A 24,109-nucleotide genomic window follows, 5' to 3' on the forward strand; every position below is an offset into this window, starting at 1 on the left:
GCGGTCGCCGGTTGACCGAGGACACCGTCTCGGCGCGTCAGCCCTGGTCGGGGACGGCCATCTCGCCGAGTTGAGACCAGTCGTCCTGCGGGACCTTAACGTTGACGATCCGCGGCGTCTCGGCGAGGTGCCGCGGCAGTGTCCGCTGCGCCTCCTTGAAATGCTCGGCCTGGACGTGGGCCGCGCCGGCCTCGTCGTCGCGGAACGCCTCGACCAGGACGTACTCGGCCGGGTCGGCCAGGCTGCGCGACCAGTCGAACCACAGGCAGCCGGGCTCGGCCCGGGTCGCCCGGGTGAAATCGGCGACGATCTCGGGCCACCGGTCGGCGTGCTCGGGCCGTACGCGGAACTTCGCGGTAATGAAGATCATGTCATCCGTCCCGGTAGTAGGGGTAGCCGAATGCTTCCAGTTTGACCCCCGGCTCATCGGCGTCGTCACCGGCCTCGGCCGGGTGACGCAGCCGAGATGCCGGGTCAGAGCGTCTCCCGACCGGCGTCGACCACTCACGATCGCGATCGATCATGCCCGGCGGTTTCGGTACGCTGGCTGAGATTTCCACGGTTATCAGGACCATGGTTCTCTCGTCTGGGAGCGCGTCGTGCCGGACCTCTATCCCCCGATCGAGCCGTACGACAGCGGGATGCTCGACGTCGGCGACGGCCACCTCGTCCACTGGGAGACGTGCGGCGATCCGTACGGGAAACCGGCGGTGGTGCTGCACGGCGGGCCGGGATCGGGATGCACACCGGGATGGCGTCGTTACCTCGATCCAGAGGCGTACCGCATCGTGCTGTTCGACCAGCGCGGCTGCGGCCGGAGCACCCCGAACGCGGCGCGGACCCTCCACGCCAACACCACCCATCACCTCATCGGCGACATCGAGCGCCTCCGGCGGCATCTGGGGATCGAGAGCTGGCTGGTGCTCGGCGCATCCTGGGGCACCACCCTCGGCCTGGCCTACGCCGAGCGCTTCCCCGAGCGGGTCTCCGAAATGGTGCTGTTCAGCATCACCAACACCAGCCGGCGCGAGGTCGAGTGGGTCACGCGGGACATGGCGCGGTTCTTCCCGGCGCAGTGGGCGCGCTTCCGTGATGGGGTGCCGGAGGCCGACCGGGGCGGCAGCCTGGTGGACGCGTACGCCCGGCTGCTCGATGATCCCGATCCCGCGGTGCGGGAGCGGGCCGCCAGGGACTGGTGCACATGGGAGGACACCCACGTCGCCACCCATCCGGGCCACCGGCCCGACCCCCGTTACGACGACCCGGCGTTCCGCATGACCTTCGCCAGGCTGGTCACCCACTACTGGCGGCACGCGGCCTGGCTCGACGACGGAATCCTGCTCCGCGAGGCGGGGGAACTCGCGGGCATCCCCGGCGTCCTCGTCCACGGCCGGCTGGACATCAGCGGCCCACCTGACATCGCCTGGAGCCTCGCCCAGGCCTGGCCCGACGCGGAGCTGATCCTGATCGACGAGGCCGGGCACGGTGCGCATGGCGCGACGAACGCCGCGGTGATCTCGGCGACCGATCGTTTCGCCCGTCGCCGAGCCTGACGACGTCCTGGAGCAGGCCGGACGGGCGTGGGCCGATGACGAGGAGCAGGGGCGTCCGGGGGCCGGTCGATCTCCGCGGCCCCGGGACTTCGTGGGCGGGTCAGCCCATGTGGGGGTAGCGGTGGTCGGACGGGGGGACGAACGCCTCCTTGACCGTCCGTGCGTTCACCCAGCGGATCAGGTTGAAGATCGACCCCGCCTTGTCGTTGGTGCCCGATGCCCGCGCGCCGCCGAACGGCTGCTGGCCGACGACCGCCCCGGTGGGCTTGTCGTTGACGTAGAAGTTGCCGGCGGCGAAGCGCAGCCGCTCGGTGGCCGCCGCGATCGCGTACCGGTCCTGCGCGATCACCGCGCCGGTCAGCGCGTACGGCGCGACGCTCTCCATCTGGTCCAGCACCGCGTCGTACGACGCGTCGTCGTACACGTGCACCGCGAGGATCGGGCCGAAGTACTCCTTGACGAACACCTCGTCCGCCGGGTCGGCGCACTCCAGCACGGTCGGCTTCACGAAATAGCCGGTCGAGTCGTCGTACGACCCGGTCAGCACGTCGATCGAGTCCGTCGCCCGGGCCCGGTCGATGGCCGCCCGGTGCTTGGCGAACGCCCGGCCGTCGATGACGGCCCCCATGAACGCCGACAGGTCGCTCGCCACGTCGCCGACCGTGAGCGACTCGGCCGTGGCCACGAAGTCGTCCCGCATCCGCGACCACAGCGACCGCGGCACGTACGCCCGGGAGGCGGCCGAGCACTTCTGCCCCTGGTACTCGAAGGCGCCGCGGATCAGCGCGGTCGACAGCACCTCGGCCGAGGCGGAGGGGTGGGCGATCACGAAGTCCTTGCCGCCGGTCTCGCCGACCAGCCTCGGATAACCCCGGTAGCCGGCGATGTTCTCCCCGACCGTACGCCACAGGTGCTGGAAGGTCGCGGTCGACCCGGTGAAGTGGATCCCGGCCAGCTCGGGGTGCGGCAGCGCCACCTCCGAGACGGCTGCGCCGTTGCCGGTCACCATGTTGATCACACCGGGCGGCAGCCCGGCGGCCTCCAGCAGCCGCATCGTGAAGTGCGCGGCGAACTGCTGGGTCGGCGACGGCTTCCAGACGACGACGTTCCCCATCAGCGCGGGGGCGGTCGGCAGGTTCGCCGCGATCGAGGTGAAGTTGAACGGCGTGATCGCCAGGACGAAGCCCTCCAGCGGGCGATACTCCATGCGGTTCCACGCGCCCGGCGACGACGCCGGCTGCTCGGCCAGGAGCTGCCGGGCGAAGGAGACGTTGAACCGGAAGAAGTCGATCAGCTCGCAGGCCGCGTCGATCTCGGCCTGCTGCACCGACTTGGACTGGCCGAGCATCGTCGAGGCGTTGATCGTGGCCCGCCACGGGCCGGCCAGCAGATCGGCGGCCTTAAGGAAGACCGCGGCCCGCTCCTCGAACGGCAGGGCCCGCCAGGCGGGGGCGGCGGCCAGCGCCGTGTCGATCGCCGCGCGGACGTCGGCGGCGGTCGCGTCGGCCGTGGTGCCCAGCACGGCGGCGTGGTTGTGCGGCTGGACGACGTCGATCGGGGCGCCGCCCGCCATCCGCCGCTCACCGCCGATCGTCATCGTGAGATCGAGCCGCGTCTCGCCGAGCTCCTTGACCCTGGCCTCCAGGGCCGCGCGCTCGGCGCTGCCGGGGGCGTAGCCGTACACCGGCTCGTTGACCGGGAGGGGGACGTTGGTGATCGCATCCATTGCTCACTTGCCTTTCAGAGCGCGCAGGAAGAAGGCGACGTTGGCCGGGCGCTCGGCGAGACGGCGCATGAAGTAGCCGTACCAGTCGTCGCCGAACGGAACGTAGACGCGCACCCGGTGCCCGGCGGCGGCGAGGTCGCGCTGCCTGTCGGTCCGGATGCCGTACAACATCTGGTACTCGTAACCGTCCCGGTCGCGGCCATGCCGGCCGGCGAGCATCTCGGCGACGGCGATCAGCCGGTCGTCGTGCGTGGCCACCATGGGATACCCCTCGCCCGCCATGAGCACTCGCAGGCACCGGACGTAGGCCCGGTCCACCTCGCCCCTGCCCTGGTAGGCGACGGAGGCGGGCTCGCGGTAGGCGCCCTTGACCAGGCGGACCCGCGAGCCGGCGAGGTCGCGGCAGTCGGCCTCGCTGCGCAGCAGGTACGCCTGGATCGCCACGCCGGTCTCCGGGAAGTCCGCGCGCAGCGCGCGCAGGATCTCCAGCGTGGAGTCGACCGTGGTGTGGTCCTCCATGTCCAGGGTGACGGCCGCGCCGCAGTCGCGTGCCGCCGAGCAGATCCGCCTGGCGTTCTCCAGCGCGATGCCGTCGGGTTTGCCGCCGTCGAGCGCCTGCCCGACAGCCGACAGCTTCACCGACACCTCGGCCCGGTCGCCGAGCCCGAGCGGACGCAGCGCGCCCAGCAGCGTGACGTACGCATCGGCGGCCTCGACCGCGGTCTCCTTGTCGCGGACCTCCTCGCCGAGGTGGTCGATCGTGACCGCGAGCCCGGCGCCGGTCAGGCGGCGGGTCGTCGTGACGGCGTCGGCGGTCGACTCCCCGGCCACGAAGCGGTCGACGACGCCGCGGGTGGCCCGCAGATTCGACACGGCCCGGCGTGCCAGCGGGCTGCGCGAGGCCGCGAGAAGCAGAGATCCGAGCATGGCCAAAGGGTAAAAGTCCCAGGTCACGGGGTCCACGGACATCCGCCACAGGATTTTCCTACAGATGCACAACAATGGAGTCCATGCAGGACATCGCCGATGAGATCGCGCGGCTGCTCGACGCGTCGGTGACGATCGAGGACCGGTCGTTCAAGCTGCTCGCGTACGGCGAGCAGAGCGGGGACATCGACCGGGTCCGGCAGGAGTCGATCCTGCGCCGGCGGGCCTCCGCCGAGGTGCGCGCCCATTTCGAGGCGTACGGCATCGCCACGGCGACCGGCCCGGTGCGCATCCCCGGCCTGCCCGGACTGCTCGGCCGGGTCTGCGTCCCGCTGCGGCATCGCGGAGTGAACTACGGCTACCTCTGGCTGCTGGACGCCCCTCCCGCGGGTGAACCGGCGCCATCGGGGGGACCGGTTCTCTCCGGGGGATCAGAGGGTGCGCTGACCGACGAGCGGCTGGCCGCCGTGGCGCCGCTGGTGGCCCGGGCCGCGGCGCGGCTGGCCCGGGAGGCCCGCGGACGGCGGGTCCGGCTGCGTGACTTCTTCTCCGCCGATCCCGCCGTCCGGGCGGCCGCCGACGTCGAGGTCGAGGGCCCGGTGGCGGCCCTCGCCGTACGGACCCCGCCGGAGGGGGGCGGCGAACCGCCGCCGCTGCCGCGCGGCGTGCTGGCCGACCCGGACGGCGGATCGGGCGGGCCGCCGGGCGAGGACGCGGGCGAGGGGCTGCTGGCCGTGCTGGCCCCCGCCGCGCAGGCGCGGGAGGTCGCGGACCGGCTGCGGGACGCGTACGGATCGGCGGCCGGTGTCGGGGGTTCCCGGGAGGACCCCGACGAGGCGTGGGAGAGCTGGCAGGAGGCGCTTCTCGCGCTTCGGGTGGCCGAGCACGTCGCCGGGCACGGCCCGGTGGCGAGCTGGCCGGGGCTGGGCGTCTACCGCCTGCTGGTCCGGCTGTCGCACCGGGAGCTCGCGGATCTGGCCGCGGAGTGCGCCGCGCTGTCGGCGCCGGCGTCGCGGGACCTGGCCCACACGGTTGAGACGTACCTGGACCATGCCGGGCACGTGCAGGAGACCGCGGCCGCGCTGGGCGTTCACCGTCAGACGCTCTATTACCGGCTGGGCAAGGCCGAGCGCCTCACCGGGCTCGACCTCGCAGACGGGGAGAGCCGGCTGCTCCTCCACCTGGCGCTCAAGGCCGCCGCGCTGATCCGCCGGCCGCCTCCCGACCGGGCACAGGCCGGCCGGGACGGGCGGTCAGGCGGATGAACGGGCCGGCGGGATGAACGGGTCGGCGGCATGAGCGGGTCGGCGGGATGAGCGGGTCGGCGGGATGAGCGGGTCGGCATGAACGGGATGCACGGTCAGGCGCAGGTCTTCTCGTAGACCCGCAGCAGTTCCATGCTGATGCGCTCGAGCGAGTAGCGGGACCGGGCGCGGTCGGCCGCGGCGTATCCGATGGCCGTGCGCAGCGTGGCGTCGCCCAGCAGCCTGCGGATCCGCTGGGCCACCTCCAGGGGCCGGTCGGGCCGGGCCAGGAAGCCGGTCACGCCGTCCACGACCGCGTCCAGGTGGGCGCCGGCCGCCGACGCGATCACCGGGACGCCGCAGGCCATCGCCTCCAGCGCCGCCGTTCCGTTCGGCACGGACGGGGACAGCGACAGCACCAGGTCCGCGCTGCGCATCAGCTGGGGCATCGAATCATGCGGGACCGTGCCGAGCGCCTCCACCCGGTCGGCCAGGCCGCGGTCGGCGGCGAGCGTGCGCAGTCGTTCCACCGCGGGTCCGTCGCCGCCCGCGATGACCAGCTCGGCGTCGGGCACCGACATCAGCGCGGACACGGCGCTGGCCGCGCCCACGTGACCCACGTGCAGGAGCCGCGGCCGGTCGCCGCGCGGGCAGGCGGGGCCCTGGCGGTGGAAGCGCTCCACGTCGATGCCCTGCGGCACGACCGAGATGTTGCGGCGGGGGACCCCCATCCGGATCAGCTCGGACTCCTCGTCGGCGCAGGCGGCGATCACGGCCCTGGCGCGGCGGCCGATCGCGCACTCCAGCCGGCGTACCGGCGCGGGCCTGCTGTCGTCGTGATGGGTGTGGAAGGTCTGGGTGACCGGCACGCCCAGGCCCTCCGACCCGGCGATGGCGGCCAGACCGCTGGTCCAGGAGTAGGCGTGGATGATGTCGGGGCGGCTCTTCCGCCACCGCTGCCGCAGCCCGGCGCTGAAGTCCGGGATGTAGGGGAGCAGGTCGCTTTCCGACAGTTCCACGTCCGGCCCGGCCGGGACGTGCTCGATCGCGGCGCCCTGGGCGTTGCATCGCGTGTACATGGTCACCCGGTGGCCGCGCGCGAGCTCGCGGGCGATCGCGGGAGTGTCCGGTGTGAGTTCGTGAGCAGAGACGATGGCGATATCCATGGCACACCTCAACGGCAAGGAAGGCGTCTAGAAGGTGTGCCTGCGTCTTAGGCACGATAAGTGCCTGATTACCGTACTCTGATCCTCGCTAAACGCCTAATCGAGAAAAATCTTCGCTCGGCCGCCGACGGGCGCCCCGCTTCCCGGTTCTCCTTCGGCGCTTCCCGGGCTCCTCCTGGGCCTGTCCCCGGATGCTCCCCTCGGCCTTCTCCTCATCGCCGGCGGCGCGGATTACACCATATTCGCAGATCGGACCGGAAATCGGGAGACCGGGTGCGTCCTCACCTGGATCTGCGCAGTGCGAGCACGGTGACCTCGTCGGTGGCGTGGCTGCCGCAGAAGGCCCGGTGGTCCTCCTCGACCGCCTTCACCACCGCGCCCGGCGGCTGGCCCACACACCGGGCGAGCAACTCGGTCAGGCGTGCCTCGCCGTAGTTCTCCCCGGCCGTGCTCTGCGCGCCGACCAGCCCGTCGGAGTAGAGCAGCAGCGTCTCGCCCGCCGGGATCACCAGCTCCTCGGTGGCGGGGATCGACCCCTCCTCGAATCCCAGCGGGACGCCGCCGCCCTCGGTGAAGCGGACCCCGCCGCCGGGGTGGAGCAGCGCGGCCGGATGGTGCCCGGCCGAGGCGAGGCGCACCTTGCGCCCGCGCACGAAACCGGCGGCGGCCATCACGAACAGGCCGGTACGCTGCACCACGAGCGCGTCGTTGACCTTGCGCATGGCCTGTCCCGGGTCGTCCTCCCAGACGCTCAGCACCCGCAGCCCGTTGCGCACCATGGCGGTCACCGCGGCCGCCTCCTCGCCCCGGCCCGCCGCGCTGCCGATGACGAACCCCCAGCCGTTCTTCACCCGGAACACGTCGTAGAACTCGCCGCCGATCGCGCGCAGCCCGGAACCCGGGTGATAGAACGCGGCGCTCTCGAAGCCGGGGATCTCCGGCAGCGTGCGGGGGAGCACGCCGGTCTGGAGGGTGTCGGCCGCCTGGGCGCGGCGCTGGAAGCCGCGCTGGGCCCGCATGGCCAGGCCGAGGTGCGTGCCGATCTCCTCGAGCAGGCCGAGGTCGGCCAGGCCGAACGGTCGCCGGTCGCGCTGCCGTACCAGCGTGAGCACGCCGTGCACCTCGTCGTCGGTGCGGATCGGCACGCTCAGCAGCGACCCGGCCCGCATGTCGCTCAGCACGGTCCCGCCGAGGAGCGAGTCGTCGGCGAGCATCTCGTGCACGATCCCGCTCTGCGTGACCAGAACCTGCTCGACGATGGGCGCCTCGGCCGGGGACGTCTCCTCGATCACCCGCTGAAGGCGGCCGGACGGCTGGTCGCCCGGGCCGACGACGGTCGCGCGGTGGACGTCGGCCCGGTGAACGTCGGCGCCGCGCGGATCACCGTCCCGGAACACGTCGGCGATGACCCAGTCGGCCGTCTCGGCCGCCAGCAGGCGTGCGGCGCGCAGCAGGGCCACCGGCTCGCGCAGGCTCTCCTCGTCGAGCAGCAGCCGGGCGAACCGGGAGAGCAGTTCGTGCCGCCGGACCGCGGCCATCAGATCCGGCGAGGGGACGGCCGGGTCCGTCCGGGGGCGGCGCCCCGACACGGCTTCGGCCTCTTCCCCGCCGGTCGGGGCCCGGCCGGCGTCCGCTCCGGACGCCCGGGCCGTGACGGTCTGCTTCGAGGCCGGGCCGGAGATCTCGGGCAGCCGGGGCGGGGTCGGCGGCACCTCGGTCGGCAGCACGACCGCCGCGATCATCTCCTGGGGCTCGCCGGGCATGCGCAGCCTGCTGAGCACGAGCCGTACGACATGGGCGCGGCCCTGATGGGCCAGCCGGGTCCGCAGCGAGGAGACCTCCTCGCCCCGCAGGACGGCGGTGAGATGCGACCGGAAGGCGGCCCGGCCGGCCACGTCGACGAGCAGCGGGAAGGCGCGGCCGATGAGGTAGCCGGCCGGGCTGCCGAGCAGGCGGGTGGTCTCGTTGTTGATGCGCCGCACCGTGCCGCCGGTGTCCATGATGATCACGGGGACCGGAAGCGAGCGGAAGACCTGGCGCAGCAGCTTGTGCTCGCGCAGGTTGCCGCCGTCCCTGCGCCGGTGGCCGCGGGCCAGCTCGGTGAGGGCGTCGCGGAGCAGGTCCTCGGCGGTCTCCAGCTCTCTCAGGGCCGCTTCCGGCCGGAAATCGTCCCGTAGGATCGCGATGCGGTCGGCGAGACCGCCAAGGGCACGCTCAAGCTCGGAGTTGGCGGGCAAGCGGCCTCCTTTCCTCACCTGAGTAGACGCTACGCCCAGGACCGGGTCTAATCGTTCCAGCCTGGATTAATCCGGAACCGATGGGAATGGTCTTTCTATCATGGAGACGACGTCCATCCTCGTACGTGACCTGGCCGCTCTCGGCAGGGTGACCGAGGGGGCCTCCTGTGAGAGCGTCCTGCGTGGCATCGCGGAGGCCACCGCGCGTGGCGTGCCGGGATGCGCCGGCGGCACCGCCGAGCTGTGGGCCGACGGGCGGGTGCTGCTCGCCGCCTCCCACAGCGAGCTCACCGCGCTGATCGACGGTGAGCGCGAGCTGCGCGAGGGGCCCTCCCGCGAGGCGCTGGCCACCGGCAGGCCGGTGCTGGTGGCGGACGTGATGTGCGAGCCCCGCTGGCCCGCCTACTGCGCGACGGCCGTACGGCACGGTGTGCGTTCGGTGTTCGCGCTGCCCATCGAGGTGGACGACGGCGTAGTGATCATCGGTCTGTACGGCGTGCGCGCCGGCGTCTTCGGTCAGGCGGCCTTCACCGGAGACGGCTCGCTCCCGGCCCTGCTCAGGGAGCAGGTGACGGTGGCGCTGGCCAACGTGCGGCAGTTCGACGACGTCCTGACCGACGCGGCCCAGATGCAGGAGGCCATGGAGGGACGCTCGATCATCGACCAGGCCAAGGGGATTTTGATGTCGACGAGCGGCTGCTCGGCCGAGGAGGCGTTCGAGGAGCTCAGGCAGGTCTCCCAGCACCACCAGGTCAAGGTCGCCGACCTGGCCCGGATGCTGGTGTCGGAGCGGGGCCGGGGGCACATCGGCGCCAGGAGCGGCGGTCTCAAGGACGGCGGCCCCGGGAGCGGCGTTTCCAGGACCGGCGGGCGGAGGAACGGCGAGCCCTGACGGCGGGTACGCGAACGCGTGGTCCGAGACGTACGTCCCGAGTGATCCGAGACGTACGTCCCGGGGGTCGTCAGGAGGCGGCGAATGCGGCGAGCGCCTCGTCGAGGGTGTCGAAGAGCGGCAGACGCTCCGAGAGCCCGGTCACCCACATCACCTTGGAGTTGGGATACTGCACCGAGATCAGGGCGAAGTTGCCGCCGTCGCCGGTCGCCCGCTGCCAGTGATGGACGATCAGTCCCAGCGCCCGGGAGTCCATGAAGGTGACTCCGCCCAGGTCGAGGATCATGTCCGGGCCGTGGTCGTCCGCCGCCGCGTCCAGGAAGTCCGAGAAGTGTTCGCGCGTCGTGGCGTCGAGGACGCCGCTGACGCGGATCACCACAATGCCGCCCGCCATGGTGGAGCTCAGGGACAGCAGCCCGTTGTTAGACACCTCGCGCCTCCTCTGCGGAGAAGATTACTGGTGCCACAGGGGCGGTGATACCAGGTGGTGATACTTCGGGATTTTTGGCAATATAGTTCCTCAGAGGTCCAGCAGAGGGCCTCGTCTCGACACTGTAGCGAGGCGCGCCTTCTGCATGGAACGATCTGTGTGGATCTGCCAGGCGGTCCATCCCGGACAGGCGCCGCCCTCGCGCGAAGATTACGAGGGGACCTGCGCAGATGTCTGCCGAGGGCCGTACGACGAGCCACGACACTCCGACCGCCGAGGAACTGCTGACCGAGCTGGCCCGGGAGGATCTCCCCGCCGAGCGGCGGGACCGGATCCGCGAGATGGTCGTGGAGATGCACCTTCCGATGGCCAGGGACATCGCCCGGCGTTACCTGCACCGGGGCGAGCCGATGGAAGACCTTCTCCAGGCGGCCTACGTCGGCCTGATGAAGGCCGTCAACGGGTTCGACCCGACTCTCGGGCACGGGTTTCGCGGCTACGCGATGGTGACCATGACCGGAGAGGTCAAGCGGCACTTCCGCGACCGCACCTGGGCCGTCCGGGTGCCGCGCCTGTATCAGGAGCGGCGGGCCGAGCTCAACCGCCTGGTCGCGGAGATGACCCAGGAGCTCGGCCGGTTCCCCACGGTCGCCGAGCTCGCCAAGAGGATGAACATTTCAGAGGAGGACATGCTGCTCACGATGGACGCCTCCGCGGCGTACAGCACGCTCTCCCTGGACGCGCCGATCGGCGCCGACGACGACGCGGCGGCACTGGGAGACGTGATTCCCGACGAGGACGACGCCCTGGACATCCTGGTGGACCGGGAGGCCGTCAAGCCGCTCATCGACCTGCTCCCCGAGCGGGAGAAGAACATCCTCCTGCTGCGTTTCTACGGAAACCTGACCCAGGCCGAGATCGCCGCTGAGTTCGACATCTCCCAGATGCACGTTTCGAGGATCCTCCGCAAGACGCTCGACCTGCTCCGTGCGGAGCTCGTCGCGGGATGAGCCCATGAAGGAGCTCATGGACGAGCAGCGCATGGGCGACGTGAGCCGCGCATGAATCGTCAATGAATCACCGATGAGGTCCACCATGTCGTACCGTCACGCGACGCCCCGCGAAAGGCGCATGCCGGGTGAGGGATGACGGCGCTTCCGCGCACGTCTCGCGGTCGGCCGGGGAACGTGGTTTCTCCCTGGCCGACCTGCCGGACGTGCGGGAGTTCGCCGCCGCGGAGGCACGCCGTCGCGGGATGCCGGACGACGCCGTCGGCGACTTCCTGCTCGCGCTGAACGAGGTCGCGACCAACGCGGTGACGCACGGCTCCACGAAGGCCCGGCTGAGCGTCTGGCGGGACGGCGCCGACCTGGTCGTCGGCGTGCGCGACGAGGGCGGGGGCTGGCGTCCGGAGGGCGTTCCGGGGGAGACCCCGCCGCCCGAGAACGCGACCAGCGGCATGGGCCTGTGGGTGGCGCGCCGGCTCAGCAAGGACATGAAGGTTGAAACAGGGGCGGACGGGACGATCGTAACGATGCGTTTCCCGGTCCGTACCGGGTAGGGGGCCCCCATGGCAGTCCCACGGATTCTGATCGTCGGCGGCGGTTACGTCGGCATGTACACGGCGCTTCGCCTGCAGCGCAAGCTACACCGAGGTGAGGCACAGGTCACCGTCGTGGACGACGATTCCTACATGACGTACCAGCCCTTCCTGCCCGAGGCGGCGGCGGGGAGCATCGAGGCGCGGCATGTCGTGGTCCCGCTCCGGCAGGTCCTCTCGTCGTGCCGGATCTTCAGCGGACGAGCCACCTCGGTCCGGCTGGCCGACCGGAAGGCGGAGGTCAAACCACACGAGGGGCCGGAACTGACCCTCGACTACGACTACGTCGTCCTCGCGCCGGGTTCGGTCTCCCGGCTTCTCCCGATCCCCGGTCTGGCCGAGAGCGGCATCGGCTTCAAGACCGTCGAGGAGGCCATCCACCTGCGCAACCACGTGCTCGGCCGGATGGACGTGGCCGCCTCGACGACCGACGAGGAGGTGCGCCGGCGGGCGCTGACCTTCGTGTTCGTCGGTGGCGGCTTCGCCGGCGTCGAGGCGCTCGCCGAGCTGGAGGACATGGCCACCTACGCCTGCAGGTTCTTCAAAGGGATCCGCAGGACGGACATGCGCTGGGTCCTCGTCGAGGCCACCGACCGCATCCTGCCCGAGGTCGGGCCGGACATGGGCCGCTGGACCGCCCGCCAGCTGAGCGAGCGGGGCGTCGAGGTCAGGATGCGCACGCTGCTGAAGTCGGCGGAGAACTGCCACATCGTCCTCGACGACGGCGATGCGTTCGACACCGACACGCTCGTCTGGACCGCGGGGGTGAAGCCGAACCCGCTCGTACGCGCCGGCGACCTGCCGCTGGACGAGAAGGGCAGGGTGAGGGCCACCCCCTTCCTGCGGGTCGAGGGCACCGATTTCGCGTTCACGGCCGGGGACGCCGCCGCCGTGCCGGACCTCACCCGTCCAGGGCAGATGTGCCCGCCCAACGCCCAGCATGCCGTACGGCAGGCCCGCCGGCTCGCCGACAACCTGCTGGCGGCGCTACGCGGTGGCGGCCTGCGGCCGTACCGGCACAAGTCGGCCGGATCGGTGGCCAGCCTCGGGCTCTACAAGGGCGTGGCGCAGGTCTACGGCCGGGAGCTGCGCGGGTATCCCGCGTGGTTCATGCACCGGACCTATCACCTGATGCGGATGCCCACGCTGAACAAGAAGTCCCGCATCCTGGCGGACTGGACGCTCGGCCTGTTCTTCCCCAGGGAGATCGTCTCGCTGGGGGCCGTGCAGAACCCCCGCGAGGAGTTCACCCTGGCCGCGCGCATGTGAGCGCGAGATCCCCGGCTCAGCCGAGCAACTCGTCGGCGACCAGGAGGAGCTTCAGGGCCGCGGGATTGGTCGTCGCGGTTCCCCTGGGGATCCGCGCGGCCATCCCCTCCAGCAGCAGGTGGATGTCGCCGGGGCGGCCCGTGTCGCCGGGACGGGCGGCGGAGGTCGCGTGCCGCAGCCGGAGCAGGAGCTCCAGCCCGCAGGCGGCCTGGGTCGCGAGCAGCGCCAGCAGGCTGACGTCGTCGAGCTCGCCCCGCGAGTCCCGTGCGCCCCACGAGTCCCGTTCGCCCCATGAGCCTCTTGCGCCCTGAGCGCCCTCTGCGCCGAATGCGCCGGCCATGCCGCCTGTGCCGTTCTGGCCCGGCGGCCCGGGCGTGCGGTCCAGCACCTCCAGCACGCCGATGCACTCCTCGTACCGGATGAGAGGCGCGGCCATGATGCTGCGCGGGACGTAGCCGGTGGACTCGGCCGCGTCATGGGCGAACTGCGCCGTCTCCGCCACGTCGTCGACGATCATGGGCTGGCCGCTGGCCGCGACCGACCCGGCGATGCCCGTACCAGGCGGGAACCGCGTGCCCAGCAGGTGCTTTTCGCCCTCGCCGGAGACCGCCTCGAAGACCAGCTCGCCGGTGGTCTCGTCCACCAGGAAGATCGAGGCGGCGGCGGACCGGAACACGTGCCGGGCAACCTCCACGATGGACTGCAGGAGCCGCCGCTCGGTGATCTCGGCGCTCCCGGAAGGCAGCGGGTCAAACAGGGACATTCGTGCCTCCGTGGTCTGTGGCGACGTTGCGAGCGGTCAGATAGAGCGCCGACTTGAGCTGGAACGGCGTCATCCACGCGTGCTTGCTCAGGATGAGCGCGCAGACGCCGGTGATGTGCGGCGCGGCGAAGCTGTTTCCGGTGCTGTGGATCCGCCTGCCGCCCGGCCAGGCGACCGGGACCTTGACACCGCGCGCGTAGAACTCGGCCGGCGGCGCCGGGTTGTAGTAGTAGGTCAACGGGTCGGGCTCGTCGTGGCTGGCCACCGAGATGACCGAGGAGAACGCCCAGGGGAAGCTCACCACGGGCATGTTGTGCGCCGAGGCCACGATGAGGCAGCGCCGGAAGTAGGCGAGGTCGGCCAGCTCGTGCAGTGCCGCCCGGAACTCGTTCCGCGTGGTCGACAGGCTGAGGTTGACGAGGTCGAAGTCCGCCTCGACGGCCCAGCGGAGGCCCGCCAGAAGGGCGGAGCCGGTGCCGGTCTTGCCGTCGGTCAGCACCCGGACGGAGGTCAGCGAGACCCCCGGGGCGACCGATCGGATCACGCTCGCGCACGCCGTGCCGTGGCCCGCCGGGTCGACCGGGTCGCAGTCGGCCAGCACCGGCCTCCCGCCGTCCCCTGAGACGACCACCAGGGACCGCGCCAGGGCGCCGACCAGCGGGTGGCCGCCTTCGACGCCGGTGTCGACCACGCAGACGCGCACGCCCGATCCGTCGGCGCCGCCCCACGCCCAGTCCCTGGTGACCTCCTCCTGCCGGCTCACCTGGAACGCCTCCAGCTCGAGCCGGGACGTCGCCAGTCCCCAGGCGGGCATGCCCGGGAAGTGCTCACGCCGCTCCCGGCGCCACGGTGGCGGGGTCACCGCTCCACCTCCTCGCCGCCGGGCCCGGCAGCGAGCCGGACCCGGACCCGTTCCGCCGGCAGCGCGGCGCCCTTGGCCGCGTACGCCCGCAGGGCCCGTCCGGCGGCGTCGGCCGATTCGGCCGTACGGCCGGCCGCGCGGTGGACGTCGGCGATCTCGGCGAGCACGTCGCCGCGCAGGCACGGATCGTCGATCAGGCCGAGCCGCTCCAGCGCCAGCGCGGCGAGCGCGGCGGCCGCCCGGTGCTCGCCTCGCCGGGCCTCGACCCCGGCGCGCAGGGCGATGAGGAGCAGCTCGGTGCGCGCGTGGCGGCCGCCGGGCTCGGCCGTAAGGCGGGCCAGCGCCCGTCCCGCCTCCGGGAGGCGGCCCTGCCGCAGCAGCTCGCGCGCCTCGTAGGCCTCCAGGGTCAGCGCCGGGCCGACCTGGCCCGCCGCGCGAAGCGCCGCCGCACCCCGCCGGAACAGCTCTTCGGCGGTCGCGTGGCGGCCGGCGAGGGATTCCACCAGCCCCTGCACCTGGACGACCGCGGCCGCCGCCAGATCGAGATGGAGATCGCGCACGTGCCGGTCCGCCGTGGCCAGTACGGCACGGGCCGCCGTGATGTCGCCGGAAAGGGCGAGCAGCCGCCCCCGCGTGATCAGAACCGGCACCAGCAGCGCCCGGTCCCCACCGAATCTGGCCGCCAGATCGGCGCACAGCGCGAGGCTCTCCCCGATCGGCGTCGGCGACCATTGGGCCAGCTCGCACAGCCCGCTGAGCAGGCGGTTCTCCTCATAGCCGTCGCCCAGGGACGCGGCGCGGGCCAGGCCGTCCCGCAGCGCCGTCTCCGCGGCGCCGAAACGTCCCTCGTCCAGGTCGACCAGCGCCTCCAGCTGGTGCAGGCGGCACCAGCTCAGGTCGTCGCCGGGGTCGGCGGCGAGCAGTTCGCGCAGTGGTCCTGGCTCCGGCGGGCGGGTCCCGAACCGGGCGGCCAGGATCTCGCGCTGGACCGCGCAGGTCGTCGCGTTGCGCCGGTCGCCCGGCAGCAGCCGCTCCGCCGCGTCCAGCGCGGCGAACGCCCGGTCGCGGTCGCCGCGCGCCAGCCCCGCGTCGCAGATGCGCACGGCCAGCGGCCGGTGCCCGGCGTCGCCGGGCGGCAGCAGCTCGCGCCCCCGTTCCAGCAGCGCGATGGCGGCCGGCAGGTCCTTGCGGTGCAGCGCGTGCGTGCCCTCCCCGATGAGGGCGCGGGCGGCCCGCTCGGTGAGCGCCGGCAGCCCGGGATCGTCCGGCCGGACCTCCCGGGTGAAGCGGCAGGCGGCCTCCAGGTGGTGGGCGAGATCGTCCTGCTCGGCCTGCCCGGACAGGTGGTCGGCGAGCGCCAGATGCCAGGCGGCCCGCAGCTCCTTGCGGGTCATCGCGTAGACGGTGTCCCGGGTCAGGGTCTGCGTGAACTGGTACGAGCCCGGCGCCGGCCCATGCTGGATCAGGCGATGCCGCCCGAGCCGTGCCAGCGGCTCGTCCAGGCCCGGCCGGCGTTCCTCGCCGTCGTGGAACACGACCCTCAGCCGATCCGCCGTGAAGACGTGGCCGATCGTCGCGGCACGCTCCAGCACGTCGCGCTCACCGTCGCCCAGCCGGTCGAGGCGGGCGCCGAGAAGCGCCTGGATCGTCGGGGGCAGCGGCGCGTCCTCCCCCTCCTCCAGCAGCATCTCCAGCATCAGTTCGGCGAACAGCGGGTTGCCGTCGGAGCCGTCGACGACGCGCGGGCACAGGTCGTCGACCCGATGGGCGACCACCTCGGCGGACGCCGCCCGGCCGGTGTACAGCGCGGCGACCAGGCGTTCCATCCCGGGCCTGTCCAGCGGCCCGAGCTCCAGGTGGACCGCGCATTCCCGGTCGCCGCACCACGCGGGCCGGATGTCGGCGAGCTCGGGCCGGGCCGCGCAGACGAGGAGGACGGGCACGTCGGGAAGCCAGGCCGCGAGGTCCTCGATGAGATCGAGGAGCGTCGTCTCCGCCCACTGCAGGTCCTCCCAGACCGCCACCACCGGCCCCCGCCGCGCGAGCGACTCGAACAGGGCGCGGACCGCTCGCGAGATCTCCTCCACCCCCGCGCCGTCCCCGCTACGCCCCGGCCCGGCGCCGGCGGTGAGACCGCGCAGGGCCGACACGCTCGCCGCCTCCATCGGCGCGGCCGCCGACGGCCAGCGCCCGTTGAGTGATCCGATCATCTCCGTGATGGGACGGTAGGTGACGCCGACGCCGTACGAAGGGCACCGGCCCGTGAGCACGGTCGTCTCCTCGGGCAGGCCGCCCAGGAACTCGCGGACCAACCGGGACTTGCCGATGCCGGGCGCGCCGAGCAGGGTCACGACATGGCACCGGCGCTCCCGCACCACCCGGCGGTGGGCCTCGTGCAGCCGTTCCAGCTCGGCGGCGCGGCCGATCAGCGGGGTCGGATCCTCCCGCGGCCGGGCGTCCGGCTCCGGCGACAGCAGCCGCCACGCCCGCACCGGGCTGCTCTTGCCCTTCAACCGGAGCGGCGGCACCGGCTCCACCCTGGCCTGCGACCGGACCATGCGGGCGACGTCCTCCCCGACGAGGATCTCCCCGCCGCTCGCGGCCGACTGCAGCCGGCTCGCGGTGTTGACGGTGTCGCCGATGACGCGCAGGTCCGCCCCGGGCAGGTCGATGACGACCGCCTCCCCGGCGGAGATGCCGCAGTGCGCGTCCAGCCGGATCCCGTGCGTGTGCCCGAGCGCGTCGCTCAGGTCCCGGACCCGGGCGAGGGCGTCGTGGGCGGCGCGGACCGCCCGGATGGCGTCGTCGCCCTTGCTGATCGGGATGCCGAAGGTCGCCATGATCGCGTCGCCGATGTACTTCTCCACCACCCCGCCGTGCTCGACGATGCCCGACGTGCACGCCTGGTAGTACCGGTCCAGCACATGCCGCAGCAGCTCGGGATCGAGACGTTCCGCGAGCTCCGTCGAGCCGACGAGGTCGATGAAGACGACGACGACGTGGCGGCGCGCCGGGCGCGAGGCCCTGGAGTTCATACCAGCTTGAGGTCGTGACCCTCGACCTCACCGGTCACCGCGTCAAGGCGGGTCTTGATGGAGATGAGCAGCTCCACCTCGGGCTCGCTCAGCTCGGCGAACACCTGCCGCTGCCGCTCGCTGAGCAGGTCGACGTGGTGGCCCGCCGCGCGCAGGGTGGTCAACGCGTCGAACGGCCGGGCTTCGGGCTCGGGGCTGGTCATCGGCTACCTCCTGGTCGCGCCTGCCGCGTCGGGTGATCCACACGCTAGTGACGACGGGTTTCGCGCCAGTATGGCGACGCCATGCCGCCGCCATACTGCTCCGAAACTGGTCGTTCCTACCGTGTGGCTCACGCCGATGAACGGCATCGGCCGGAAGGTGAGGAGCAGTTCATGAGCGAGCAGAACGACCTGAACCCCGAGCCCGAGATCACCGAAGAAGAGGCCCCCGAGGTCGTCGCGCACTCCGACGACGAAGGCGAGGAGACCCCCTGGTGCGTCGGTCACCAGGAGAAGGTCAACTGAGACTCCCGTGGTTCCCGGTCTCCCCACGGAGACCGGGACCTGTCGTCACGCGGCATGGAGGAACCGATGAACAGAGGCCGGCACCGGGAGGCCACGTCGCGGCCGCGGCTGCTCCGGGGCGAGCACGGCTGGTGGTTTCTTGGGCCCGGCGGGATCGCGCGTCTCAACGGCGGCCATCTCACCCCGGCTCACGAGTTACGCCCGGCCACGGAACGGAAGCTCCGTGAGCAGGGCCTATTCAAGACCCGTCCCTATCGCAGCTACTCCCTGACCGTGCTGACGAGCACCCGCTGCAATCTGGGCTGCGGCTACTGCTTCCAGAACATCGACCAGGACGACACCGGCGGCAACCGGCCGCCCCGGATCGCCTACTCCAGGCTCACCTCCGACACCATCACCTCGATCCTCGAGTTCACCGGACGGCGGCAGGCCGAGGCCGGCCTGGACCGCCTGGTGCTCATGCTCTTCGGCGGAGAGCCGCTGCTGAACCCCCGGGGCTGCCTGGAACTGCTGGAACGCGCCGCCCCCTACGGGCTGCACCGCGCGAGCATGACCTCCAACGGCACGCTGCTGACGCCGTCGCTCGCCCGGCGACTGGCCGATCTCGGCCTGCGCGACGTCCAGGTGACCTTCGACGGCGACCGGCCCGAGCACGACACCATCCGGGTACGGCGCGGCGGAGGCGGCACCTTCGACGCCATCGTCGGCAACATGGCCCGGGTCCAGGAGGTCACCTCGATCCGGTGCGTCATCCGGGTCAACGTGTCCCACCACAACCATCGGGGGATCGACGAGCTGGTCGAGCGGCTGGCAGCCGCGCTCGACCCCTCCCGATGCTCGATCTACTTCGCCCGGGTCGGCGACGTCGGCATCGGCTACGGCAACGACCTGTCCTTCGGCGACGACACGGCGGCCCGCTTCATCCGCTGGCAGCGCCGGGCCGTCGACCTCGGCTTCGCCGTGCCCCGGCCCGGGGTGGAGACGCCCTGCCAGGCGTGCTCGCACCGCGACGGCCGGTACGGCGCGGTCGTGAACGCCGACGGCACCCTCTACAGCTGCTGGGAGACGGCGGGCAAGGCCGGCTGGCAGGTCGGCACGGTACGCGACGGCTACCTGACGGCCGAGCAGACCAGGGACCGGTGGATCTCGTGCGATGAGTCGTACCGGTACGCCGACGATCACGCGGCGCTGACCAGGTTCCACGACGCCGTGGACGCGGCGCACCTCGACTACCTCAGCTCGACCGGGCGGCTCGGACGATGAGACGGGGCGGTGTCACGCGCTATCCGCACGCGCCCCGGACGGAGTCCGCGCAGGAGTTCCACGGCGTGGTCGTCGCCGACTTCTACCGGTGGCTCGAAGATCCCGGCGACGAACGGACCATCGCCTGGACGGCGGCCCAGGAGGCGCTGTTCGCCGAGGAACGGGCCACCTGGCCGGACACGGCGTGGTGGCATGCCACGCTGTCCCGGCTCGCCCGGGTGCCGCTGACCTCGCTGCCCAGGCCGCGCGGGGACCGCGTCTTCTTCACCCACCGGGAGCCGGACGCCGACCATCCGCGGCTGGTGGTGTCGGAGCGCGACGCCGGGCACGGCTCGGCGTACGGCGCGGAGCGGACGCTGGTGGACCCGCTCGCGCTTGACCCGAGCGGACGCACGGTGCTGGAGGCGTGGCACCCGTCGATCGAGGGTGATCTGGTCGCCGTCCAGCTCTCCGCCGGAGGCACCGAGGATTCCCTGCTGCGCGTGCTCGACGTCGCGACCGGGGCCGTGGTCGACGGCCCGATCGACCGGGTGCGCAAAACCCCGGTCGCCTGGCTGCCGGGCGGCCGGGCCTTCTACTACGTACGAAGGCTCGCCCCCGAGCTCAACCCGGGGGAGGAGCGGTATCACCGGCGGGTCCACCTCCATCGCGTCGGAACCGACCCCGACGAGGACGTCCTGATCTTCGGGGACGGCCGGGACAGGACCTGCTTCTACACCGTGGCCGTCACGCCGGACGGCCGCTGGCTCACCGTCTCCTCGACCGTCGGCACCGCCCCGGCCACCGACCTGTGGCTCGCCGATCTGCACGAGGGTACGGCGGAGCGGCCGTGCCTGCGCCCGGTGCAGGAGAACGTCCCGGCCCGCAGCCGCATCACGATCGCCCCGGGCACCACCCCGCGCGACCCGCTGTGGCTGCGCACCGACCTGGACGCGCCCCGCGGCCGGATCGTCGTGACGACCGCCGCGGACCCGACCCCGCGGACCTGGCGGACGCTGATCGCGGAACGGCCCGACGCCGTGCTCGACGACTTCGTGCCGCTGACCGGCGCCGGTCTTCCGCGCCCGCTCGCCCTGGTGTCGTGGAGCCGGCACGCCGTGTCCGAGATGACCCTGCACGACCTGGCCGACGGCCGCGAGCTGGCGCGGGTGCCGCTGTCCGGCTCGGGGACGGGCCGGGCGGGGGAGATCGGCTCGGTCGGGCGGTTCGCCGTGCCACCCGAGGGGGGTGACGAGGCCTGGTTCGGCTACTGGGACCACACGACGCCGCCCCGGGTCCTGCGGTACGACGCGCGCTCCGGCACGGTCCGGCCGTGGTCGCGCCCCGGGCCGTACGGCACGGCGAACGGCCCGGCGGGTGGCGCGGTGGACGGCCCGGTGGACGGCGCGGTGGCGACCTCGCAGGTGACCTTCGAGTCCAAGGACGGCACCCGGGTGCGGATGTTCGTCCTCTCCCCGAGCGGGGCGCCGGACCGGCCACGCCCGGCGATCCTGACCGGATACGGCGGATTCGGCGCGTCGATGACCCCCGGCTACATGCCGCAGGCCCTGGCCTGGGTCCGGGCGGGTGGGATCTACGCGATCGCCTGCCTGCGCGGCGGCGGCGAGGAGGGCGAGCGATGGCACCGCGACGGGATGGGCGTACGCAAGCAGAACGTCTTCGACGACTTCGACGCCGCCACCGACCACCTGGTCGAGCACGGCTGGACCGGCCCCGACCGGCTCGGCGTGATGGGGGAGTCCAACGGCGGACTGCTGGTCGGCGCGGCGCTCACCCGGCATCCGGAGAAGTACGCGGCCGCGGTCTGCGTCGCGCCGCTGCTGGACATGCTCGCCTACGAGCGCCTGGGCATGGGGCCCAGCTGGCGGGCGGAGTACGGCAGCGTGCGCGACCCCGAGGAGTTCCGCACCCTGCTGGCCTACTCGCCCTATCACCGGGTCGGGGAAGGCGTGCCGTACCCGCCGGTGCTGTTCGCCGTCGCGGGCGCGGACACCCGGGTCGACCCGGCCCACTCCCGGAAGATGTGCGCCCTGCTGCAGCACGCGTCCGCCGGCGCGGGCCCGATCCTGTTCCGGCTGGAACGGGACACCGGCCACGGGCTCCGGGCGGCGTCGAAGAAGATCGGGCTGCTCGCCGACGTCCTCGCCTTCTTCGCCCGGCATCTCGGGCTCGATCCGGCCGGTCCCGTATGAACGTCCTGCTGTGCCCGTTCAGCGATCCCGGCTATCTCTATCCGGCCCTCGCCGTCGGCATCGAGCTGCGCCGCCGCGGCCACCGGGTCCTCGTCCTCGCCCGGCCCCGCGCCGCCGTCGTGATCGGCGAGGCGGGCCTGCCCATGCTGGACGCGCGCGAATATCACGGCGGCCGGGCGTTCTCGGTGGGCTGCTGGGGCGAGACCGGCGCCGCGCAATATCGGGCGGTGGCGGCCGCGGCTCGTGAGATCGGCGCCGACGTGCTGGTCACCTCGGCGCTCTGCCACGGCGCCCTGCTCGCGGCGGAGGCGCTCGACCTGCCGGCCGTGGTGCTGGGGTTCGCCGCGCACCTGTGGCCGTACCGGCACGGCGGCGAGGGCGAGCCCGAGCACGTCGTGCTGCGGGAGTGGCGGCTGCGCGAGCTGCTGCGCCACTATCACGCCACGCGGGAGCGGGTGGGCCTGCGGGCCCGCCGCGACCGGCGGCCGGACCTGCCGTTGATCGGGGCCGGGCTGCTCCTGCGCGGCGACCCGGCGCTGGAGTATCCGGGGGCGGTCCTGCCCGAGGGGATCCACCACGTCGGGCCGTGCGCGTGGGAGCCCGGGGCCGACCCCGCCGAGCTGCGCCGGTTGACCGAGCGGCTGGCCCGGATCGGCAAACCGGTCGTCTACGTGCATCTGGGGCGGACGTTCGGCGGGGAGAGCCTGTGGCCCCGGCTGAACGCGACGTTCACCGGAGGTCCGTTCCAGGCCGTGGTGGAGCGGGCGCGCTCGGGCGAGCCGAGAGCCGCCGCCGGAGCCGACCTGATCGTCGTCGAACGGCCCTGGATGGGCCCGCTGATCGCGTTGGCGGAGGTGGTGCTGACCAACGGCACCTCCTCCCCGGTGCTGGCCGCGCTCGGGCAGGGCAGGCCGCTGGCCGTCGCCCCCGCCGGCTCCGAGCAGCCGCTGCTGGCCGAGGCGTGCGTGCGGTCCGGCGTGGCGGTCCGGTTCCCCGGCCCCGGCGGTGAGGGCGGCATGGGCGGCGTGGCCGGCGGCGGAGCGGGTGACGGCGCCGGCCTGCTCAAGGCGGTGTGCGACGACGAACCGCTGAAGCAGCGGGCGCGGCGGCTCGGCGAGCGCCTGAACCGGTCGGGTGGCGCCGGAGCCGCGGCCGACTTCGTGACCTCGGTGGTCTCCCGGAATCCAGTCGGCGCAAGGGAGGGCTGACGATGACAGAGGAAGACGTGCGGCCGCGCACGCCGTTCGACCGGGCGTTCCTCGCGGACCCGCACCCCAGCCTCGCCCGGTATCGCGAGGAATGCCCGGTCGCTCACGTGGTGACTCCGGCCGGCCGGCCGATGTGGATGATCACGAGGGACGCGGACGTCCGGGCCGCCTTCACCGACCCCCGCCTCGCCCTGGGGACGGCCACCCCCAGGCGGCCGCAGCGGCGCGCGCTGAACGTCACCCTGGTCGATCACGACCCGCCGCACCACACCCGGATCCGCCGGCTCGCCGCGCCGTTGTTGACGCCCCGCCGCCTGGAGGCGTACCGACCGGCCATCCGGGCGATCGCGGCGGAGCTGCTCGATCGGCTGGGCGGCCGTGGCGAGGTCGAGCTGCTGTCGGCTTTCGCCTATCCGTTCTCTTTCCAGGTGATATGCGAGGTTCTCGCGGTGCCCGCCGCCGACCGCCCCGAGCTGTACGACTGGATCGCCACGGTGTTCGACCGCACTCGCGGCGAGGCGAGAGCGACCGCCCTCGACCGCATCGACGCCTATTTCCAGGACGTGGTCGGGCGAGGGCCGGGCGAGCCGGGCGACGACGTCCTGTCCTCGATCGTCGCCGCGTGGGATCCCGGCGGGGAGGTCGCCAGGGACGAGGTCGTCTCGCTGTGCGCGATGCTGCTGATGGCCGGCTACGAGAGCACCGCCCAGATGATCGGCATGTCCGTCGCCGAGCTGCTGCGGCACCGCGAGATCCTGGCCGCGCTGCGCGCCGATCCCGCGCTGGCCCCGCGCGCCGTGGAGGAACTGCTCCGCTACCACACACCCGGGCCCTTCGGCACCGTACGGACGACCACCGAGGACGTGCGCGTCGGCGGCACGGTCATTCCGGCGGGAAGCCGCGTCCTGCTGTCCATCTCGGCGGCGAACCGCGACCCCGCCCGGCACGACCGCCCCGACCTGCTCGACGTCGACCGGAACACGGCCGCGGGCCACCTGACGTTCGGGATGGGCCCGCACTACTGCCTGGGCGCGCCGCTCGCCCGGCTGGAGCTGACGGTGGCGCTCACCGGCATCGCCCGCCGTTTCCCCCGCATGACGCCGGTGACCCCGCTCGACCGGCTGAGCTGGCAGGGCAACCACCTCAACCGGGGCCTGGCGGAGCTCCTCGTACGGCCCGGGCCGTACGAGGAGACACCGGCACCCGGGGACACGGAAGCGACCTGAACCATCCGGG

The 24,109-nt window shown here is 72.7% G+C and carries 22 protein-coding genes; 11 read left to right on the forward strand and 11 right to left on the reverse strand.

What is annotated here, in order from left to right; genetic code table 11:
- Positions 1-37: 37 nt before the first annotated feature.
- Together AP234_RS29170 and AP234_RS37430 are read right to left on the reverse strand one after the other, a co-directional pair.
- Complete coding sequence (locus AP234_RS29170) at positions 38-370, reverse strand: putative quinol monooxygenase (RefSeq protein ID WP_055482964.1); 333 nt, start codon at positions 368-370, stop codon at positions 38-40.
- 1 nt (position 371) lies between these two features.
- The gene (locus tag AP234_RS37430) at positions 372-524 is read right to left on the reverse strand and encodes a hypothetical protein (RefSeq protein ID WP_160330508.1); all 153 of its coding nucleotides are present in this window, start codon (positions 522-524) and stop codon (positions 372-374) included.
- 75 nt (positions 525-599) lie between these two features.
- Between AP234_RS37430 and pip the strand changes: the two genes are divergently transcribed.
- Positions 600-1,553 carry a prolyl aminopeptidase gene (pip, locus tag AP234_RS29175; protein ID WP_083502538.1) on the forward strand — a complete coding sequence of 318 codons (954 nt, stop codon included), beginning with the start codon at positions 600-602 and terminating at the stop codon, positions 1,551-1,553.
- 100 nt (positions 1,554-1,653) lie between these two features.
- Here the strand turns inward: pip and pruA are convergent, their stop codons facing one another.
- Together pruA and AP234_RS29185 are read right to left on the reverse strand one after the other, a co-directional pair.
- Positions 1,654-3,279, reverse strand: a complete 1,626-nt coding sequence (pruA, locus tag AP234_RS29180) for an L-glutamate gamma-semialdehyde dehydrogenase (RefSeq protein ID WP_055482965.1) — start codon at positions 3,277-3,279, stop codon at positions 1,654-1,656.
- Positions 3,280-3,282: 3 nt separating this feature from the next.
- On the reverse strand, positions 3,283-4,206 hold the full coding sequence (locus AP234_RS29185) for a proline dehydrogenase family protein (RefSeq protein ID WP_055483006.1): 924 nt from the start codon (positions 4,204-4,206) through the stop codon (positions 3,283-3,285).
- Between the two features lie 83 nt (positions 4,207-4,289).
- Here AP234_RS29185 and AP234_RS29190 point away from each other — a divergent pair, with 83 nt between their 5' ends.
- A complete protein-coding gene (locus AP234_RS29190; RefSeq protein WP_200926772.1) occupies positions 4,290-5,471 on the forward strand; it encodes a PucR family transcriptional regulator in 1,182 nt (393 codons plus the stop codon).
- A 95-nt stretch (positions 5,472-5,566) separates the two neighbouring features.
- Here AP234_RS29190 and AP234_RS29195 read toward each other — a convergent pair whose 3' ends face one another.
- Together AP234_RS29195 and AP234_RS29200 are read right to left on the reverse strand one after the other, a co-directional pair.
- The gene (locus tag AP234_RS29195; RefSeq protein ID WP_055482967.1) at positions 5,567-6,616 is read right to left on the reverse strand and encodes a glycosyltransferase; all 1,050 of its coding nucleotides are present in this window, start codon (positions 6,614-6,616) and stop codon (positions 5,567-5,569) included.
- 281 nt (positions 6,617-6,897) lie between these two features.
- Positions 6,898-8,853 carry a SpoIIE family protein phosphatase gene (locus AP234_RS29200; protein WP_055482968.1) on the reverse strand — a complete coding sequence of 652 codons (1,956 nt, stop codon included), beginning with the start codon at positions 8,851-8,853 and terminating at the stop codon, positions 6,898-6,900.
- Between the two features lie 100 nt (positions 8,854-8,953).
- On the opposite strand from AP234_RS29200, the gene AP234_RS29205 reads away from it, so the two are divergent.
- Positions 8,954-9,745, forward strand: coding sequence for an ANTAR domain-containing protein (locus AP234_RS29205; RefSeq protein WP_063843129.1), 792 nt, complete (start codon positions 8,954-8,956; stop codon positions 9,743-9,745).
- 70 nt (positions 9,746-9,815) lie between these two features.
- Here the strand turns inward: AP234_RS29205 and AP234_RS29210 are convergent, their stop codons facing one another.
- Positions 9,816-10,175 carry an STAS domain-containing protein gene (locus AP234_RS29210; protein ID WP_235558436.1) on the reverse strand — a complete coding sequence of 120 codons (360 nt, stop codon included), beginning with the start codon at positions 10,173-10,175 and terminating at the stop codon, positions 9,816-9,818.
- 230 nt (positions 10,176-10,405) lie between these two features.
- Between AP234_RS29210 and AP234_RS29215 the strand changes: the two genes are divergently transcribed.
- The 3 genes from AP234_RS29215 to AP234_RS29225 all read left to right on the forward strand — a co-directional run bounded on the left by AP234_RS29215 (position 10,406) and on the right by AP234_RS29225 (position 13,044).
- Positions 10,406-11,185, forward strand: a complete 780-nt coding sequence (locus tag AP234_RS29215) for a SigB/SigF/SigG family RNA polymerase sigma factor (RefSeq protein ID WP_055482969.1) — start codon at positions 10,406-10,408, stop codon at positions 11,183-11,185.
- A 128-nt stretch (positions 11,186-11,313) separates the two neighbouring features.
- Positions 11,314-11,736 (forward strand): ATP-binding protein, encoded by a 423-nt coding sequence (locus AP234_RS29220; protein ID WP_055482970.1) that lies wholly within the window; start codon positions 11,314-11,316, stop codon positions 11,734-11,736.
- Between the two features lie 9 nt (positions 11,737-11,745).
- Entirely contained in the window at positions 11,746-13,044 is a 1,299-nt protein-coding gene (locus AP234_RS29225; RefSeq protein WP_055482971.1) for an NAD(P)/FAD-dependent oxidoreductase, read from the forward strand.
- A gap of 16 nt (positions 13,045-13,060) precedes the next feature.
- Here the strand turns inward: AP234_RS29225 and AP234_RS35475 are convergent, their stop codons facing one another.
- From AP234_RS35475 to AP234_RS29245, 4 genes are read right to left on the reverse strand one after another with little or no spacing between them, the layout of a single operon-like run.
- Positions 13,061-13,807, reverse strand: coding sequence for a GAF domain-containing protein (locus AP234_RS35475; RefSeq protein WP_055482972.1), 747 nt, complete (start codon positions 13,805-13,807; stop codon positions 13,061-13,063).
- Positions 13,794-14,669: a S8 family serine peptidase gene (locus tag AP234_RS29235; protein WP_055482973.1), complete on the reverse strand. Its 876-nt coding sequence runs from the start codon at positions 14,667-14,669 to the stop codon at positions 13,794-13,796. Before AP234_RS29235 ends, AP234_RS35475 begins: the two co-directional genes overlap by 14 nt.
- Positions 14,666-17,704 (reverse strand): AAA family ATPase, encoded by a 3,039-nt coding sequence (locus tag AP234_RS29240; RefSeq protein ID WP_055482974.1) that lies wholly within the window; start codon positions 17,702-17,704, stop codon positions 14,666-14,668. The genes AP234_RS29235 and AP234_RS29240 overlap by 4 nt, the downstream gene beginning before the upstream one ends.
- A complete protein-coding gene (locus AP234_RS29245) occupies positions 17,701-17,907 on the reverse strand; it encodes an aroma-sacti cluster domain-containing protein (protein ID WP_055482975.1) in 207 nt (68 codons plus the stop codon). The genes AP234_RS29240 and AP234_RS29245 overlap by 4 nt, the downstream gene beginning before the upstream one ends.
- A 171-nt stretch (positions 17,908-18,078) precedes the next feature.
- On the opposite strand from AP234_RS29245, the gene AP234_RS39295 reads away from it, so the two are divergent.
- From AP234_RS39295 to AP234_RS29270, 5 genes are all read left to right on the forward strand, one after another.
- Entirely contained in the window at positions 18,079-18,210 is a 132-nt protein-coding gene (locus tag AP234_RS39295; RefSeq protein ID WP_268778091.1) for a hypothetical protein, read from the forward strand.
- A 66-nt stretch (positions 18,211-18,276) separates the two neighbouring features.
- Positions 18,277-19,473 (forward strand): radical SAM protein, encoded by a 1,197-nt coding sequence (locus tag AP234_RS29255; protein WP_055483008.1) that lies wholly within the window; start codon positions 18,277-18,279, stop codon positions 19,471-19,473.
- Positions 19,470-21,665, forward strand: a complete 2,196-nt coding sequence (locus tag AP234_RS29260; RefSeq protein ID WP_055482977.1) for a prolyl oligopeptidase family serine peptidase — start codon at positions 19,470-19,472, stop codon at positions 21,663-21,665. The genes AP234_RS29255 and AP234_RS29260 overlap by 4 nt, the downstream gene beginning before the upstream one ends.
- A complete protein-coding gene (locus tag AP234_RS29265; RefSeq protein ID WP_055482978.1) occupies positions 21,662-22,873 on the forward strand; it encodes a glycosyltransferase in 1,212 nt (403 codons plus the stop codon). Before AP234_RS29260 ends, AP234_RS29265 begins: the two co-directional genes overlap by 4 nt.
- A 2-nt stretch (positions 22,874-22,875) precedes the next feature.
- On the forward strand, positions 22,876-24,099 hold the full coding sequence (locus tag AP234_RS29270; RefSeq protein ID WP_055482979.1) for a cytochrome P450 family protein: 1,224 nt from the start codon (positions 22,876-22,878) through the stop codon (positions 24,097-24,099).
- Positions 24,100-24,109: the final 10 nt, after the last annotated feature.

This window comes from Sphaerimonospora mesophila (genome assembly GCF_001417795.1).
Lineage (GTDB): Bacteria > Actinomycetota > Actinomycetes > Streptosporangiales > Streptosporangiaceae > Sphaerimonospora > Sphaerimonospora mesophila.